The organism is Fusobacterium mortiferum ATCC 9817 (genome assembly GCF_000158195.2).
Lineage (GTDB): Bacteria > Fusobacteriota > Fusobacteriia > Fusobacteriales > Fusobacteriaceae > Fusobacterium_A > Fusobacterium_A mortiferum.
The window spans coordinates 39,208-54,347 of record NZ_GL987993.1 but is presented as its reverse complement, the minus strand read 5'-3'; the positions used below and the strand labels follow the sequence as shown (position 1 = coordinate 54,347).

18 protein-coding genes and 3 tRNA genes are annotated in these 15,140 nt (G+C 33.4%); all 21 read right to left on the bottom strand.

Features of this window, described 5'->3' with window-relative positions:
• Positions 1-657: a 30S ribosomal protein S3 gene (rpsC, locus tag FMAG_RS08490; RefSeq protein WP_005885879.1), complete on the bottom strand. Its 657-nt coding sequence runs from the start codon at positions 655-657 to the stop codon at positions 1-3.
• A gap of 17 nt (positions 658-674) precedes the next feature.
• Entirely contained in the window at positions 675-1,007 is a 333-nt protein-coding gene (rplV, locus tag FMAG_RS08485) for a 50S ribosomal protein L22 (protein WP_005885877.1), read from the bottom strand.
• 41 nt (positions 1,008-1,048) lie between these two features.
• Positions 1,049-1,327: a 30S ribosomal protein S19 gene (rpsS, locus tag FMAG_RS08480; RefSeq protein ID WP_005885875.1), complete on the bottom strand. Its 279-nt coding sequence runs from the start codon at positions 1,325-1,327 to the stop codon at positions 1,049-1,051.
• Positions 1,328-1,356: 29 nt separating this feature from the next.
• Positions 1,357-2,187, bottom strand: coding sequence for a 50S ribosomal protein L2 (gene rplB / locus FMAG_RS08475; protein ID WP_005885873.1), 831 nt, complete (start codon positions 2,185-2,187; stop codon positions 1,357-1,359).
• Between the two features lie 69 nt (positions 2,188-2,256).
• On the bottom strand, positions 2,257-2,544 hold the full coding sequence (gene rplW / locus FMAG_RS08470; RefSeq protein ID WP_005885871.1) for a 50S ribosomal protein L23: 288 nt from the start codon (positions 2,542-2,544) through the stop codon (positions 2,257-2,259).
• A complete protein-coding gene (rplD, locus tag FMAG_RS08465) occupies positions 2,544-3,176 on the bottom strand; it encodes a 50S ribosomal protein L4 (protein ID WP_005885869.1) in 633 nt (210 codons plus the stop codon). The genes rplW and rplD overlap by 1 nt, the downstream gene beginning before the upstream one ends.
• 30 nt (positions 3,177-3,206) lie before the next feature.
• Entirely contained in the window at positions 3,207-3,833 is a 627-nt protein-coding gene (gene rplC / locus FMAG_RS08460) for a 50S ribosomal protein L3 (RefSeq protein ID WP_005885867.1), read from the bottom strand.
• A 184-nt stretch (positions 3,834-4,017) separates the two neighbouring features.
• Positions 4,018-4,329, bottom strand: coding sequence for a 30S ribosomal protein S10 (gene rpsJ / locus FMAG_RS08455; protein WP_005885865.1), 312 nt, complete (start codon positions 4,327-4,329; stop codon positions 4,018-4,020).
• 243 nt (positions 4,330-4,572) lie between these two features.
• Complete coding sequence (tuf, locus tag FMAG_RS08450; RefSeq protein WP_005885863.1) at positions 4,573-5,757, bottom strand: elongation factor Tu; 1,185 nt, start codon at positions 5,755-5,757, stop codon at positions 4,573-4,575.
• A 147-nt stretch (positions 5,758-5,904) separates the two neighbouring features.
• Positions 5,905-5,989 (bottom strand) — tRNA-Tyr (locus tag FMAG_RS08445).
• Positions 5,990-6,006: 17 nt separating this feature from the next.
• Positions 6,007-6,081, bottom strand: a tRNA-Glu gene (locus FMAG_RS08440).
• 3 nt (positions 6,082-6,084) lie between these two features.
• Positions 6,085-6,160 (bottom strand) — tRNA-Thr (locus FMAG_RS08435).
• A 189-nt stretch (positions 6,161-6,349) separates the two neighbouring features.
• Positions 6,350-7,180: a radical SAM protein gene (locus FMAG_RS08425; RefSeq protein ID WP_005885861.1), complete on the bottom strand. Its 831-nt coding sequence runs from the start codon at positions 7,178-7,180 to the stop codon at positions 6,350-6,352.
• Positions 7,173-8,144, bottom strand: coding sequence for a gluconeogenesis factor YvcK family protein (locus FMAG_RS08420; protein WP_005885859.1), 972 nt, complete (start codon positions 8,142-8,144; stop codon positions 7,173-7,175). Before FMAG_RS08420 ends, FMAG_RS08425 begins: the two co-directional genes overlap by 8 nt.
• A gap of 115 nt (positions 8,145-8,259) precedes the next feature.
• Positions 8,260-9,177, bottom strand: a complete 918-nt coding sequence (locus FMAG_RS08415; protein WP_005885857.1) for a dihydrodipicolinate synthase family protein — start codon at positions 9,175-9,177, stop codon at positions 8,260-8,262.
• A gap of 343 nt (positions 9,178-9,520) precedes the next feature.
• On the bottom strand, positions 9,521-10,393 hold the full coding sequence (rbsB, locus tag FMAG_RS08410) for a ribose ABC transporter substrate-binding protein RbsB (RefSeq protein ID WP_005885855.1): 873 nt from the start codon (positions 10,391-10,393) through the stop codon (positions 9,521-9,523).
• Positions 10,394-10,409: 16 nt separating this feature from the next.
• The gene (rbsC, locus tag FMAG_RS08405) at positions 10,410-11,336 is read right to left on the bottom strand and encodes a ribose ABC transporter permease (RefSeq protein ID WP_005885853.1); all 927 of its coding nucleotides are present in this window, start codon (positions 11,334-11,336) and stop codon (positions 10,410-10,412) included.
• A complete protein-coding gene (gene rbsA / locus FMAG_RS08400; RefSeq protein WP_005885851.1) occupies positions 11,330-12,826 on the bottom strand; it encodes a ribose ABC transporter ATP-binding protein RbsA in 1,497 nt (498 codons plus the stop codon). The genes rbsC and rbsA overlap by 7 nt, the downstream gene beginning before the upstream one ends.
• A gap of 8 nt (positions 12,827-12,834) precedes the next feature.
• A complete protein-coding gene (gene rbsD, locus FMAG_RS08395) occupies positions 12,835-13,242 on the bottom strand; it encodes a D-ribose pyranase (RefSeq protein WP_005885849.1) in 408 nt (135 codons plus the stop codon).
• Positions 13,229-14,152: a ribokinase gene (gene rbsK / locus FMAG_RS08390; RefSeq protein WP_005885848.1), complete on the bottom strand. Its 924-nt coding sequence runs from the start codon at positions 14,150-14,152 to the stop codon at positions 13,229-13,231. Before rbsK ends, rbsD begins: the two co-directional genes overlap by 14 nt.
• Positions 14,153-15,109, bottom strand: coding sequence for a LacI family DNA-binding transcriptional regulator (locus FMAG_RS08385; RefSeq protein ID WP_005885846.1), 957 nt, complete (start codon positions 15,107-15,109; stop codon positions 14,153-14,155). It abuts the gene before it with no gap.
• Positions 15,110-15,140: the final 31 nt, after the last annotated feature.

Here is a 15,140-nt window from a genome sequence, read left to right as displayed (position 1 = left end):
CTACGCTTCTCCTCCTTCCCTTTTAGTTGGAAGAACTTCACCATGGAAAACCCATACTTTTATTCCAAGAGCTCCATAAGTTGTGTGAGCTGTTGCTGTTGCATAATCAATATCAGCTCTTAATGTATGTAAAGGAACTTTTCCTTCAACTACCCACTCAGCTCTGGCAATTTCTGCTCCATTTAGTCTTCCTGAAACCATAACTTTGATTCCTTTAGCTCCAGCTCTCATAGCTCTCATTACAGCTTGGCTTACAGCTCTTTTGTATGCTACCCTTTTCTCGATTGAAGTAGCTATATTTTCTGCTACAAGTACAGCATCTTTGTTAAACTCTTTAACTTCTTGTACTTTTACAGTTACTTTCTTTCCAGTTAATTTCTCAAGATTTACTCTTAAGTTATCTATTTCAGCACCTTTTCTTCCGATGATTATTCCCGCTTTAGCTGTGTAAACAAGAACTACTACATTTGAAGGAGAAGTTCTTTCAATTTTTACTTTTGCTATTCCTGCGTGGAAGTAGTTTTTCTTAACATACTCTCTGATTTTTACATCTTCATGGAAGTACTTAGCGTATTCCTTTTTATCTGCATACCAGTTAGAATCCCAAGATCTTGTAATTCCAAGTCTTAGTCCTCTAGGGTCTACTTTTTGTCCCACAGTCTTACCTCCTTAAACTACTTTTCAGAAACAGCAACAACAATGTGAGCTGTTGGCTTTCTGATTATATCTGCTCTTCCCATAGCTCTAGGCATTATTCTCTTAAGAGCTGGTCCATCATTTATCATAATTGTTGAAACTACTAACTTGTCTTCGTCCATTTTGAAGTTGTTAGTTGCATTAGCAATAGCTGATGCTAATGTCTTCTTTATTAATCTAGCTGCTTTTTTATTTGTAAATTCTAGAATATCTAATGCTTCTAGTGCTGATTTTCCTCTCACTAAGTCAGCTACTAATCTAGCTTTTCTAGGAGACATTCTTACGTATCTCGTAATTGCTCTAGCTTCCACTAGTCCAACCTCCTCTTTACTTTCTCAAATATATGCTTAAATTATTTTTTCTTTTTCTTGTCTACTCCATGTCCGTAGTAAGTTCTAGTTGGAGCGAACTCTCCTAATTTGTGCCCAACCATTTGCTCAGTTACGTGAACAGGGATGTGTTTTTTCCCGTTATATACACCAAAAGTTAATCCAATGAAGTTAGGGAATATAGTTGATCTTCTTGACCAAGTCTTAATAACTGCTTTTAAGTTTCCAGTAGCTACTGCATCTTCAACTTTTTTCATTAAGTGGTGGTCACAGAAAGGTCCTTTTTTTAATGATCTAGCCATTCCTTGTTAGCCTCCTCTCGAATTTAGAATTACTTATCGTTTCTTCTTCTTACGATAAACTTATCTGTAGTTTTCTTACCTCTAGTTTTAACACCTAAAGCAGGTTTTCCCCAAGGTGTTAATGGAGCTTTTCTACCTACAGGATTTTTTCCTTCTCCTCCTCCATGAGGGTGATCAACTGGGTTCATTACAGATCCTCTTACATGAGGTCTTTTACCCATATGTCTGTTTCTTCCAGCTTTACCAATTTGTACTAAGCTGTGTTCTGAGTTTCCTACTTCACCGATTGTAGCCATACACTCACCGTGGATTAATCTTAATTCTCCAGATGGTAACTCTACGTGACAGTAAGTTCCTTCTTTTGCAACTAGTCTTGCTGCAGTTCCTGCAGATCTAACTAATTGTCCTCCCTTTCCTCTTTGTAGTTCAATATTATGAATTTGAACCCCTACTGGCATATCTTTTATTTTAAGTGCGTTTCCTGGTTTAATCTCAGCTTGAGATCCTGCCATAACCATGTCACCTTTTTTTAGTCCTTTAGGAGCTAGTATATATCTTTTTTCTCCATCTACGTAGAATAAAAGAGCTATATTAGCTGTTCTGTTTGGATCATACTCGATAGATTCTACTCTAGCAGGTATATCTAATTTATTTCTCTTGAAATCGATAATTCTGTAAAGTCTTTTGTGTCCTTTTTGTCTATCTCTACATGTTCTATGTCCATAGTTGTCTCTACCATATGCAGATTTTAAAGGTACAGTTAAAGACTTTTCAGGTCTTACATTATCTAAATCCGTATTAACTAATCTAGACATTCCTCTTTGTCCGTTAGTAATAGGTTTCATTTTTCTAATAGCCATTTTTGCTTAACCTCCGAAAAAATTCCTTATTCTTTAGACCTATATATATCTTTAGCCGTTATATATTAATTACACTTCTTTGAAGTAAGTAATTGTGCTTCCTTGTGCTAACTTAACGATAGCCTTCTTTTTAGCTTGAGTTTTGTAAAGTTTCATTCCGTGTCTTTTTACAACTGGTTTAGAGTTTAAAGTAGATACAGACTCAACTTTTACGTTAAATATTTCCTCTACAGCTTTTCTTATTTGAATTTTGTTTGCTTTTGTGTTTACTTCGAAAGTATATTTGTTATACTCTCTTCTTAACATTTCACTTTTCTCAGTGATAACAGGTCTTTTGATGATATCATAAGCTGTCATTATCCAAGCACCTCCTCTATTGTAGTTAGTGCTTCTTTAGTGATGATTACTTTCTCTTGTTTTAATAACCAGTAAACTCCGATTTCGTTTGGTTGTAATACAACTGCGTTCTCTAAGTTTCTTACTGATAAGTATAAGTTGTAATCATTCATCTCTGCTAAATCGTTTACTACGAATAATTGTTTGTTAGTTGCATTTATAGCATTTGTTAAAGCAACTATTGTTTTTGTTTTTGGAGTTTCGATAGTTCCATCTAGAACTAATACATCTCCGTTTGCAACTTTAGCAGATAAAGCTGATCTTAGTGCTAAGTTTCTTACTTTCTTGTTTACTTTTTTCTCATATGATCTTGGTTGAGGTCCGAATGTTACTCCTCCTCCAACCATGTGAGGAGCTCTGATACTTCCTTGTCTTGCTCTACCAGTTCCCTTTTGTTTGAAAGGTTTTCTTCCTCCTCCTCTAACCATTGCTCTCGTCTTAGTAGCTGCAGTTCCTTGTCTAGCAGCTGCTAATTCTGCAGTTAGTACTTCGTGAAGTACTGCTTGATTAGGCTCAATCCCAAACACTGTATCTTTAACTTCTACAGTTCCAGTTTGAGTTCCTGTCAAGTTATATATGTTTAAAACTGCCATTATTTTCCTCCTTCCACATCTACTAATGAATTATTTTTTTACAGCTGGTTTAACAACTATGTAACTATTTTTTGAACCAGGTACAGCACCTTTGATTAGTAATAAGTTGTTTTCTGCATCAACTTTAACTACTTTTAGGTTTTGAACTGTTACAGTTTCATTTCCATATTGTCCAGCCATTCTTTTTCCTTTTAATACTTTTCCAGGCCAAGTTGACATTCCGATAGATCCACCTAATCTGTGGTTTCTAGATACCCCGTGAGAAGCTCTGTTTCCACCGAATCCGTGTCTCTTCATAACTCCTGATGTTCCTTTACCTTTTGAAGTTCCTGTAATATCTACGAACTCTACTCCAGCTAGAACATCAACTTTTATCTCTTGTCCTAATTCATAACCTTCAACTGAGTCTACTCTTAATTCTTTTACGAATCTTTGAGGATTTACTCCTGCTTTCTTGAAGATTCCCATTACTGGTTTAGTAGTGTTTTTCTCTTTTTTCTCATCAAATCCTAATTGTAGAGCTGTATATCCATCGTTTTCTACAGTTTTCTTTTGTAGTACGAAGTTAGGACCAGCTTCAACAACTGTTACTGGAATGAATTTTCCATCTTCAAAAATTTGAGTCATTCCAATTTTTTTAGCTAAAATTCCTGACATGTTTCTACCTCCATCAAATAATATATTGGTTGACAACTTGACCTCGTGGTTCTACCACCCTGCTTTAAAAAAAGCGCCAACTTGTATTATTCTGTAAGGAAAATTTTTATTCCGATAATCCTCTTATCAAACAAATCAAATTACTCGAAATATAACCTTACAATGTTTTTCTAAAAATCAACTATTAGATTTGTTTGATTTCTATTCCAACACCAGCTGGTAAGTTAACTGCTGTTAACGAAGCTATTGTCTTTTGTGTAGAATTGTTGATCTCAACCATTCTTCTGTGTACTCTCATTTCAAATTGTTCTCTTGAATCCTTGTTTACATGCACTGATCTTAATACAGTGTACTTTCTAATTTTAGTAGGTAATGGCATAGGTCCTGCGATTTCCGCTCCAGACTTTTTAGCAACTTCCGCTATTTTCTTAGCTGATTGATCTAATAAAGTGTGATCATAAGCTTTTAAGTAGATTCTTAATTTGTTAGAAGCCATTTATTACTTTACACCTCCTTGAAAATTATCTTTAAGGATTTTCAAATATCCTTATACACTTTAAAGAGTATATCATACTTTCTCAAAAAAGAAAAGCTTTTTTTTAGTTTTTTTTTAATATTTTTTACATTTTTTTCAAAGCTTGCTTTTTAGGTTTTTCTAAGCTTTTTTTATAACTAAGAAAATATTTTTAGAAAAAAAATACCCAGAATAATCTGGGTATTTAAACTATTTTATCATTAACTATTTTATGATTTCTGCAACTACTCCAGAAGCTACTGTTCTTCCACCTTCTCTGATAGCGAATCTTAATCCTGTTTCCATTGCGATTGGGTGTATTAATTCTACTGTCATTGCGATGTTATCTCCTGGCATTACCATTTCTACTCCCTCTGGTAATGCGATTGCTCCTGTTATGTCAGTTGTTCTGAAATAGAATTGTGGTCTGTATCCTGAGAAGAATGGAGTATGTCTTCCTCCCTCTTCTTTAGTTAATACGTATACTTCTCCTTTGAAGTTTGTATGAGGAGTGATTGATCCTGGTTTTGCTAATACTTGTCCTCTTTCTACGTCTTCTTTCTTAGTTCCTCTTAATAGAGCTCCTATGTTGTCTCCTGCTTGTCCTTGGTCAAGTAGTTTTCTGAACATTTCTACTCCTGTACAAGTTGTTTTAGTTGTAGGTTTGATTCCAACTATTTCTACTTCTTCTCCAACTTTGATTATTCCTCTTTCTACTCTTCCTGTTACAACTGTTCCTCTTCCTGTTATTGTAAATACGTCTTCTATTGGCATTAAGAATGGTTGATCTACTGCTCTTTCTGGAGTTGGGATGTACTCATCTACTGCGTTCATTAATTCGATGATTTTGTCAACCCATTGTTGCTCTCCGTTTAATGCTCCTAATGATGATCCAGCTATTACTGGTACGTCATCTCCTGGGAATCCGTACTCATTTAATAACTCTCTTACTTCCATTTCTACTAACTCTAATAACTCAGCGTCGTCTACCATATCAGCTTTGTTTAAGTATACTACGATGTATGGTACTCCAACTTGTCTTGATAGTAGGATGTGCTCTCTTGTTTGAGGCATTGGTCCATCTGCTGCAGAAACTACTAGGATTGCTCCGTCCATTTGAGCTGCTCCTGTTATCATGTTTTTAACGTAGTCAGCGTGTCCTGGACAGTCAACGTGCGCATAGTGTCTTTTTTCTGTTTCGTACTCGATGTGAGCTGTGTTGATTGTGATTCCTCTTTCTTTTTCTTCTGGAGCTGCGTCGATGTTATCGAAGTCTACTCTTTGAGCTAGTCCTAAGTCTGATAATACTTTAGATATAGCTGCTGTTGTTGTTGTTTTTCCGTGGTCAACGTGTCCGATTGTTCCGATGTTAACGTGCGGTTTACTTCTTTCGAATTTTTCTTTAGCCATTCTGGTTATACCTCCAAATATTTTTATAATAACTATAACATATTTTACTACTATTTCTTCAAAATTTCCACTTATTTCTTAACAACTTTTATTTTGATAAAAAAAAATCCACACATTATGCTCAAAGCTTCAGTGTAGTTAATTAAGTGGTGGTGAGGGAAGGATTCGAACCTTCGAAGGCAGAGCCGGCAGATTTACAGTCTGATCCCTTTGGCCACTCGGGAACCTCACCGATTATTAAGTTTTTAGTGGTACCCCGTAGGGGAATCGAACCCCTGTTTCCAGAGTGAAAATCTGATGTCCTTACCACTGAACGAACGGGGCATCTGGTGCCGCTTATCGGAGTCGAACCAATCACCTACTGATTACAAGTCAGTTGCTCTACCAGATGAGCTAAAGCGGCATTTTTATTCATTTTGTCATCAGTTCACGTTTTCGTTTTTCACTTTCGTGTCCCGCTGACAGATATTATATTACCACATTATATAAAAACTGTCAACAACTTTTTTTAAATTTTTTTCTATTTTTTTTAATATCCACTAAAAACCTAATAATTTCAAAGCTTTTTAATTATTATTTTTTAAAAAAATTATTAAATATTATAAATTTTTTTTAACTCTTTTTCACTATACTCTCTTTTTTCTTTCATATTTTTTAGCAATTCTTTATCTACATCTAATTTTTTTTCTACTTCTTTCATCTCATTTACTATCTCTACATTTTTTATTCCTAACTCTATATATTTATCTTTTATTCTTTTTAGTGTAGATTTACTAGCAGGTTTTACCCACTCTTCTGTTCCTGGTCTATCTAAGCTATTAAGCTGTAATTTTGTAAATTTTAGATTTTTTAAGAATTTTACCATTCTTTCTGTATGCTCATCTGAGTCATTTAATCCCTCTATTATAAAAGTTTCAATATAGATTTCTCCTCTATATTTTTCACTTAAATTTCTTAACCCTCCCATTACTTGAGATATATCACTTTCTACAGAAGGGCGATTTATTTTTTTAAATATCAAATTATCTACACTATTTAATGTAGGAATTATTAAATCAGCTTTTTTTATATCTTCTATTACTTTTCCATCTTCTAATAATAGCCCATTAGTTATCACACAAACTTTTACATCTGTGTGCTCTTTTATCCAATCTATAATCTCTCCAATATCTTTACTTAAAGTTGGTTCTCCACTTCCTGAAAAAGTTATATAATCAGGCTTTATTTTTTTTAAAACTTCTTTTATCTCTTCTTTTACCTCTTCTGGATCTTTAAACCTTTCTCTTTTCAATGTTAATTTTTTTGTTGCTCCACATTCACAAAATATGCAATTCATATTACAACTTTTAGGAAGTACCAAGTCTACTCCCAAAGAAATTCCTAATCTTCTTGAAGGTACAGGTCCAAATACATGCTTAAACATAAAACTCCTCCCATTTATCTATTAAAGAATATAGTGTTGCTGCTAACTTATATGGATGATGTCTTACCATCCCTTTTGAATCAATTTCTAATATGTCTCTATCTTTAACTTTTATCCCTTTTTTCTTTATACTTTCTTTATTTACAAGAACTCTATCACTTCTTTGCTTTTTATATCTTGAAAGTATCTCTTCTGGTATCTCTACTGTGTCAACTATTACCTCATCTATTATTCCTTCACCTATAACTTCACATATAGCTTCTATATGTGCTAAAGCATCATATCCTTCTGTTTCCCCTGGCTGTTGCATTGCATTACAAACATATACAACCTTCCCCTTAGTTTTCTTTAAACTTTCCTTAACCTCTTTTAATAATAGATTAGGGATTAAGCTCGTATATAGACTTCCTATTCCAAATACTACTAAATCTGCCTCTTCTAAGGCTTTTAAATTTTCTAAGGGTGCCTTTCTTTCATTTTTATAAAAAACTCTTTTAATTTTCTCTTTTGAAAAAGGTATGTTAGATTCTCCTTCTACTATTTTTCCACTTTCTGTTTCAGCATATAAAAATACTTTTTCTAAAGTTGCTGGTAATATTTTTGCTTTTATATTAAATAACTTTCTAAGTCTATCTACTGCATCTCCAATATTTCCTGTTATCTCATTCATAGCCATAATAAGAAGATTTCCCAATGGATGTGCTCCTATAGAACTTTCCTCTTTAAACCTATATTGGAATACATCCTCTATTATTGGCTCTACATCACTTAGGGCAATTAATACGTTTCTTAAATCTCCAGGTGGTGGAGAATCAAACTCCTTTCTTAAAGCTCCACTGCTTCCACCATCATCAGCTACAGATACAATAGCTGTCAAATCTATTGGTAAATATTTCAGTCCTCTCAATACTACAGATATTCCACTTCCCCCACCTAATACTACTACCTTAGGCTTTCTATTCATAGTATCACTCCTATACGTTGTTCTTTTTTACATTATCCCTCGAAAAATAAAAAAAATCAAGTATATAAAAAAGTCCCCAGACTCCTCTAGGGACTAAAATTTATTTCTATTTTTATTATAGGTATTTAGCTTCTGTATCTCTTATTAATTTAGCTACAGCTTCTACTTTTGGCATATCCTCTTCTACAAGGTTAGCTAATGGAGAACGAACTCCTCCGATTTCTATGTTGTGGTTGATTTTTAAAGTAGCTTTGATTACTCCATACATATTTCCTTTGCAAGAGCATAGAGCTGTTATGATGTCGTTTACATCATATTGAATTGCACGAGCTGTTTCATAGTCTCCTTTTTTGAAGCACTCTAAAGCTTTAAGGAATAATTTAGGCATTGCACCATAAGTTCCTCCAATTCCTCCTTCTGCTCCTATCATAAATCCACCGATAAATTGCTCATCTGGACCATTGAATACTATTGTATCTTTTCCTCCAATAGCTTTAAATGTTTGGATATCTTGAATAGGCATAGAAGAGTTTTTAACTCCTATTACTCTTGGATTTTTTAACATTTCTTTATATAGAGATGGTGTTAAAGCAACTCCTGCTAATTGTGGAATGTTATAAATTACGAAATCTGTGTTAGGTGCAGCACTTGAAATATCGTTCCAGTATTTAGCTATTGCATGCTCTGGTAAACGGAAATAAATAGGTGGTATAGCAGCAATTGCATCTACTCCTAAGCTTTCTGCATGAGCAGCTAATTCCATACTATCTGCTGTATTGTTACAAGCTACGTGAGCTATTACTGTTAATCTTCCTTGTGCTTCTTTCATTATAGTTTCTAGAACTAATTTTCTCTCTTCTTTACCTTGATAAATACACTCTCCAGAAGAACCTCCAACATATACTCCTTGAACTCCTGCTTCAATAAAGTATCTAGTTAAAGCTTTTACTCCTTCAACACTAATATTTCCTTCTTTGTCATAACAAGCATAGAATGCTGGTATTACTCCATGGTATTTCTCTAAATTTCTCATTTAAAAACACTCCCTTTTAACTAAAGTTTTTAATATTTAATTCTATTTCCTATGTTTTATATTAACTAATGTTCACGAGAACATTGTACTAAATATAAAGCTATTTGTCAATGATTTTTTATAAAAAATTGAAATTTTTATTTTATTTTCCTACAAAATTACCTATTTACCACACTTTTAAAAATAAAAAAACATAGAGCAAGTATAACTCCATATACTTGCTCTATTTATTCTCCTCAATCTTTGTCATTCTTGAATGCTATCTTCTCTCCTAGTAAATTTCTTAAATTGAAATCGTAACATAGGAGAAATATGGTAATCACTCTTATTTTTTAAATTTATTCTATTTAACTATTAACTCCAGTGCCACAGGAACATTAGCAGGAACTTCCTCTTTCTTAATTATCTTATCTGCTACTTCTACTCCTACTGCTCCTATTTCAGCTGGTTTTTGTGCTACAGTTGCTCCCATTTTCCCCTCTTTTACAGATGCTACTGCATCATCTGTAGCGTCAAATCCTACTACTAGAATATCTCTTCCAGAAGCTTCTATTGCTTTTAAAGCTCCTAGAGCCATTTCATCATTATGAGCAAATACTGCATCTATTTCTGGTTGAGCTTGTAGTATATTTTCCATTACAGTAAGTCCTCTTGTTCTATCAAAATCTGCTGCTTGTTTTGCTACTGTTGTTAATTTTCCATTTACAGCTTTATTAAAACCTTCTCCTCTATCTCTTGCTGCAGTTGTTCCAGGAATTCCTTCAAGTTCAACTACTTTTCCTGCTCCATTTAATTTTTCAACTATATAGTTTCCAGCCATTTCTCCACCTAATACATTGTCTGAAGCTACGTGAGAAACTACTTTTCCTTTATTTGCTGCTCTATCTAATGTTACTACTGGAATTTTACTTCTGTTAGCTGCTCTTACTGAACTTGCTACTGCATCTGAATCAGTAGGATTTATCAATAAAACGTCTACCCCTCTTATTAATAGATCCTCTACATTTCCTAGTTCTTTTGATGGGTCATTTTGAGAATCTAATACTATTAGTTCATGTCCTAACTCTTTTGCTTTAGCCTCTGCTCCCTCTTTTAATGTAACAAAGAATGGATTGTTTTGTGTTGATACTACTAATCCTATTTTCTCTGCATTTGCAACTGTTGAAGCTACCATAATTAAAGCTGCCATTCCAAATAATTTCATTGTTTTTTTCATCCATACCACCTCTATTTTATTTATTAGACTTTCTGTCTATTAATACTGCTATTAATATTACTATTGCTTTTATCATCATTTGATAATATGATGATACATTCAATAGGTTTAAGGCGTTTCCTAAAACTCCTATAATTAAAGCTCCTAGTGCTGTACCAGTAACTCTTCCTACTCCTCCAGCAAGAGAAGTTCCACCTAATACAACAGCTGCTATCGCATCTAGCTCATATCCACTACCTGCAGTAGGCTGAGCTGAATAAAGTCTAGAAGTTAATATTACCCCTGCTAGAGCTGATAACATTCCACATAGTCCATATACCCACATCTTTACTTTATCAACATTTATTCCTGATAATTTTGTAGCCTCTTCATTTCCTCCTATTGCGTAAGTATATCTTCCAAACTTAGTATGCATAAGTAAATAATGTCCAGCTACAAATAAAGCTATCATTATATATATTGGAATAGGGATATCAAATAGGTATCCTCCACCTATATTTTCAAAAAGAAGTCCACCATCATCTACTGTTATTGGTTTTCCCTCTGTAAATACAAGAGTTGCTCCTCTTAAGAAAGTCATAGTTACCAATGTTACTATGAATGCTTGAAGCTTCATCTTAGAAACTAGAAATCCATTAAAAAATCCAAAAACTAAACCAAGAGCTAATGTTACTATGAATGCTAAGATAGGATTATGTCCAGCATTTAATAGTGATGCCATTACAGCTCCACAAAAAGCCAGTATTGATCCTACTGAAAGATCTATTCCTCCTGTTAGTATTACTAGTGTCATTCCTATTGCTATTATTGAATTGATTGAAGTTTGTCTTAATACATTTAATATATTTGCATGAGTTAAAAATCTAGGATTTAGTACAGATACTATTACAGCAAATATAATAAGTCCTATCAATGGCTTATTACTCCATATTTTTTTTAACATTCTTTCCCTCCTACTGCACATCTCATTATTTTTTCTTGTGTAGCTTCTTCTGCTAAAAACTCTCCAGTTACTTTTCCATTATGAATTACCATTATTCTATCACTAAGTCCCATTATCTCTGGCATCTCAGAAGATATCATAATTATACTTAGTCCCTTTGTTTTAAGGTCATTTATAAAGTCATATATCTCTTTTTTAGCTCCTACGTCTACCCCTCTTGTTGGTTCATCTAATATTAAGATTTTAGGGTTGGTTAGTAAGGCTTTAGCTATTGCAACTTTTTGTTGATTTCCACCACTTAGATTTTTTATTTTTTGCTCCATACTTGGTGTCTTTACTCTAAATTTTCCAATATACTCTTCTACACTTGCTTCTTCTTTTTTATGCTCTAATTTGAAAAGTGTTGAGAAGAAATTTAGAGCTGAAAGTGTCATATTCTCTTTTACACTCATTCCTAGAACTAGCCCATCACCTTTTCTATCTTCAGATACATAAGCTATTCCACACTCTATTCCCTCTTTTGCTGACCTTATATTTTTCTCTTCTCCATCAATAAATACTTTTCCACTATCTTTTTTTAGATGACCATAGATAGTTTTTACAAGCTCACTTCTTCCAGCTCCCATCAGTCCAGAAATACCAAGTATCTCTCCCTCATGTAGTGAAAAACTTACTCCATCTACATAGCTATTTTTTAGATTTTCTACTCTTAGTATCTCTTTTCCTCTTTCTACTTTTACCCTAGGGAACTGCTCATCTAAGGTTCTTCCTACCATATTTCTTATAATAAATTCTTCATCTATATCTTTCACTTCTGCTTCACATATAAATTTACCATCTCTCATTATTGTAATATCATCACATATCTCTGGTATCTCTTTTAATCTATGAGAAATATATACTATACTCTTACCTTCAGCAGTCAATTCTCTTATTACTTTAAATAAGCTCTCTGTTTCACTATCTGTCAATGCATCTGTTGGCTCGTCCATAACTATTATCTTAGCATTTTGTGAAAGAGCTTTAGCTATCTCTACCATCTGCATTTTCCCAATAGTTAGCTCTTTTACCAGTGTATTTTCATTCTCTTTTACATTTAATTTATCTAGTAAAACTCTAGCTTCACTTTTCATTAAAGAGCTATCTATCTTCCCAAAACCATTAACTAACTCTCTTCCTAAAAATATATTTTCTGTAATTGAAAGCTCTGGAATAAGATTTAACTCTTGGTGTATTACAGCTATCCCTTTTTCTTGTGAATCATTTACATTTCTAAAATCTACTTTAGAATTTCCAACATACAAACTTCCACTATCCATGTTGTATATTCCAGTCATAACCTTTATCAGTGTTGATTTTCCAGCACCATTTTCCCCCATAAGAGCCATAACTCTTCCTTTATATATATTAAGACTTGCACCATCTAAGGCTTTTACTCCGGGGAATGTTTTAACTATATCACTCATTCTTAAAACAATCTCTTTATTCATATTTTCTCCTAAAAAACTACCCCAGATTTTAAGATAACATTTGCATATGGAGAACACTCTCCAGTTCTTACTATTGCCTCACTCTCTCTTGTAATCTTTTTAAACTCTTCATGTTTTACCCAAATTATATTAGGATTCATTCCAACCTCTTCAAAGCTTTTTAAAATTTTTTCTAGCATAACAGGATTTTTTTCTTTTATCTCTTCTGCTAAAACTATCTCCTCTACTTGCATCTCACTTAGTATTGGCTTTAACACACTGATAAAAGATGGTAACCCAGCTTCTACCGCTAAATCAATTCTCTTTACTCCATTAGGTATTGGAAGTCCAGCATCACAAAGTGTAATATGAGCTGTATGCCCTATTTTTGCTATTTCATAAGATAATTCACTGTTTAGTAGTCTACTTCTCTTCATTTTTTACCCCCTCAAAATTTTCTACTTCTTCTATTGTTGGTATTGATGTTTGTGCACCTTTTCTAGTTACTGCTATTGCAGATACCTTTGTAGCAAACTCTATTGCTTCTCCTACATTATTGTCTTTTAACTCTCTTACTAGCCCACCTATAAAGCTATCTCCAGCAGCTGTAGTATCTATTGCTTTTACCTTGTAAGCTGAATGAAACTCACATACTTCTCTATTTAAGTGAAGAGAACCTTTACTTCCTAAAGTAACTATAAGGTTAGAAACTCCCATATCTAAAAGTTTTTCTCCAGCTTTTTTTATCTCCTCTTCTGTTTCTGTTGGCATTCCTGTTATTAGAGCCAATTCACTCTCATTTGGAATGATTAAATCGCTATTTTTTATTATCTCATCATCTAACTCTCTTGCTGGAGCTGGATTTAAAATAGTCATCTTTCCAAATTCCTTTGCCTTTGCTAGAGCATAAGCTACTATTTCTACTGGTATCTCTAACTGAGCTACTACAATATCACACTCTTTTATAACATCTAGGTATCTATCTATATAGGCTTTATCTACTTCACTATTAGCACCTGCTACAACTAAGATTCTATTCTGTCCGTTCTCCTCTACTATTATCTTAGCTATTCCTGTAGATTTTTCTCCCTCTTCAATATATCTAGCATCTACTCCACTCTCTTTCATAGAGTTGATTAAATCTTTTCCAAAGGAATCCTTTCCCACTTTCCCAAGCATTGTAACCTCTGTACCTAGTTTTCCAATAGCCACTGCTTGGTTAGCTCCTTTTCCACCAGGCACTTGGAAAAACTCCTCTCCAAAAAGTGTCTCTCCTCCTTTAGGAGCTCTTTTACATCTAGTTACTAAGTCCATATTTATACTTCCAACTACAACTACTTTTTTCATTTACTCTCCTCTCTTTTCTAACAAAGGTTCTATATGTATTTTTTTTCTCTTCTCTTTATTAACAAACAACTGATAAATTTTTTCTCCCATTATCTCCAATGGAATTGAACAAGAAAGAATATTTCTATCTAACAGCTCTAAAAACTCTGTTTTTTCAAAGCAAGCTAGTTCTAACTCCTTATCTTTTTCTTTCAATGCTTTCAATACTCCGTATAACATTAGGTTATTAGATGAAAAGACAGCAGTTACTGAGCTATCTAAAATCTTTTTCCCAGCTATATATCCACTTTCAAAAAGATAATCTCCCTCATAAATATTTTTCTCTTTTACCTCTACTCCCATATCATTATGAGCTTCTATATATCCTCTCATTCTCTCTCTAGCATTTAGAAAATCTAAATTACCTGTTATTAGAGCTATATCTCTATGTCCTCTTTCTAATAATTCCTTTGTAAGCTTGTAAGCTCCAATATAGTTATCTATAAATACCCCAGGAAGCTTAGAATCCTCAAACTCTCTATCCACTAAATATACTTGTATTTTCTGTTTTAAAAGAGGTGTTAGGGGATTTTCTTCATAATCTCCATTAATTAGGATGGCTATTACTCCTGCTATTCTATGACCTAAAATATTTTTTATAGCTTCTTTTTCCTGCTCCAAACTCTCCACTGTATTGTATAAAGCTATTTGATACCCACCTCTATTGAAATTTTTACAAATATAATTTGTAAGGGTAGCAAAAAATGGATTGCTGATATTTGGAACTAAAAGAGCTATTGTCTTATTTTCCATTTTAGATAGATTCTGTGCTATCACATTAGGAGTATAATTTTTTTTCTCTATAAATTCCTGTACTCTCTTTTTTGTTTCTTCATTTACATTAGTATGTCCATTTACTACACGAGAAACTGTTGCTATTGATAATCCCAATTCCTTAGCTATATCTTTCATTTTCATATTATCACCATTTTATGTAACCGTTTACAAT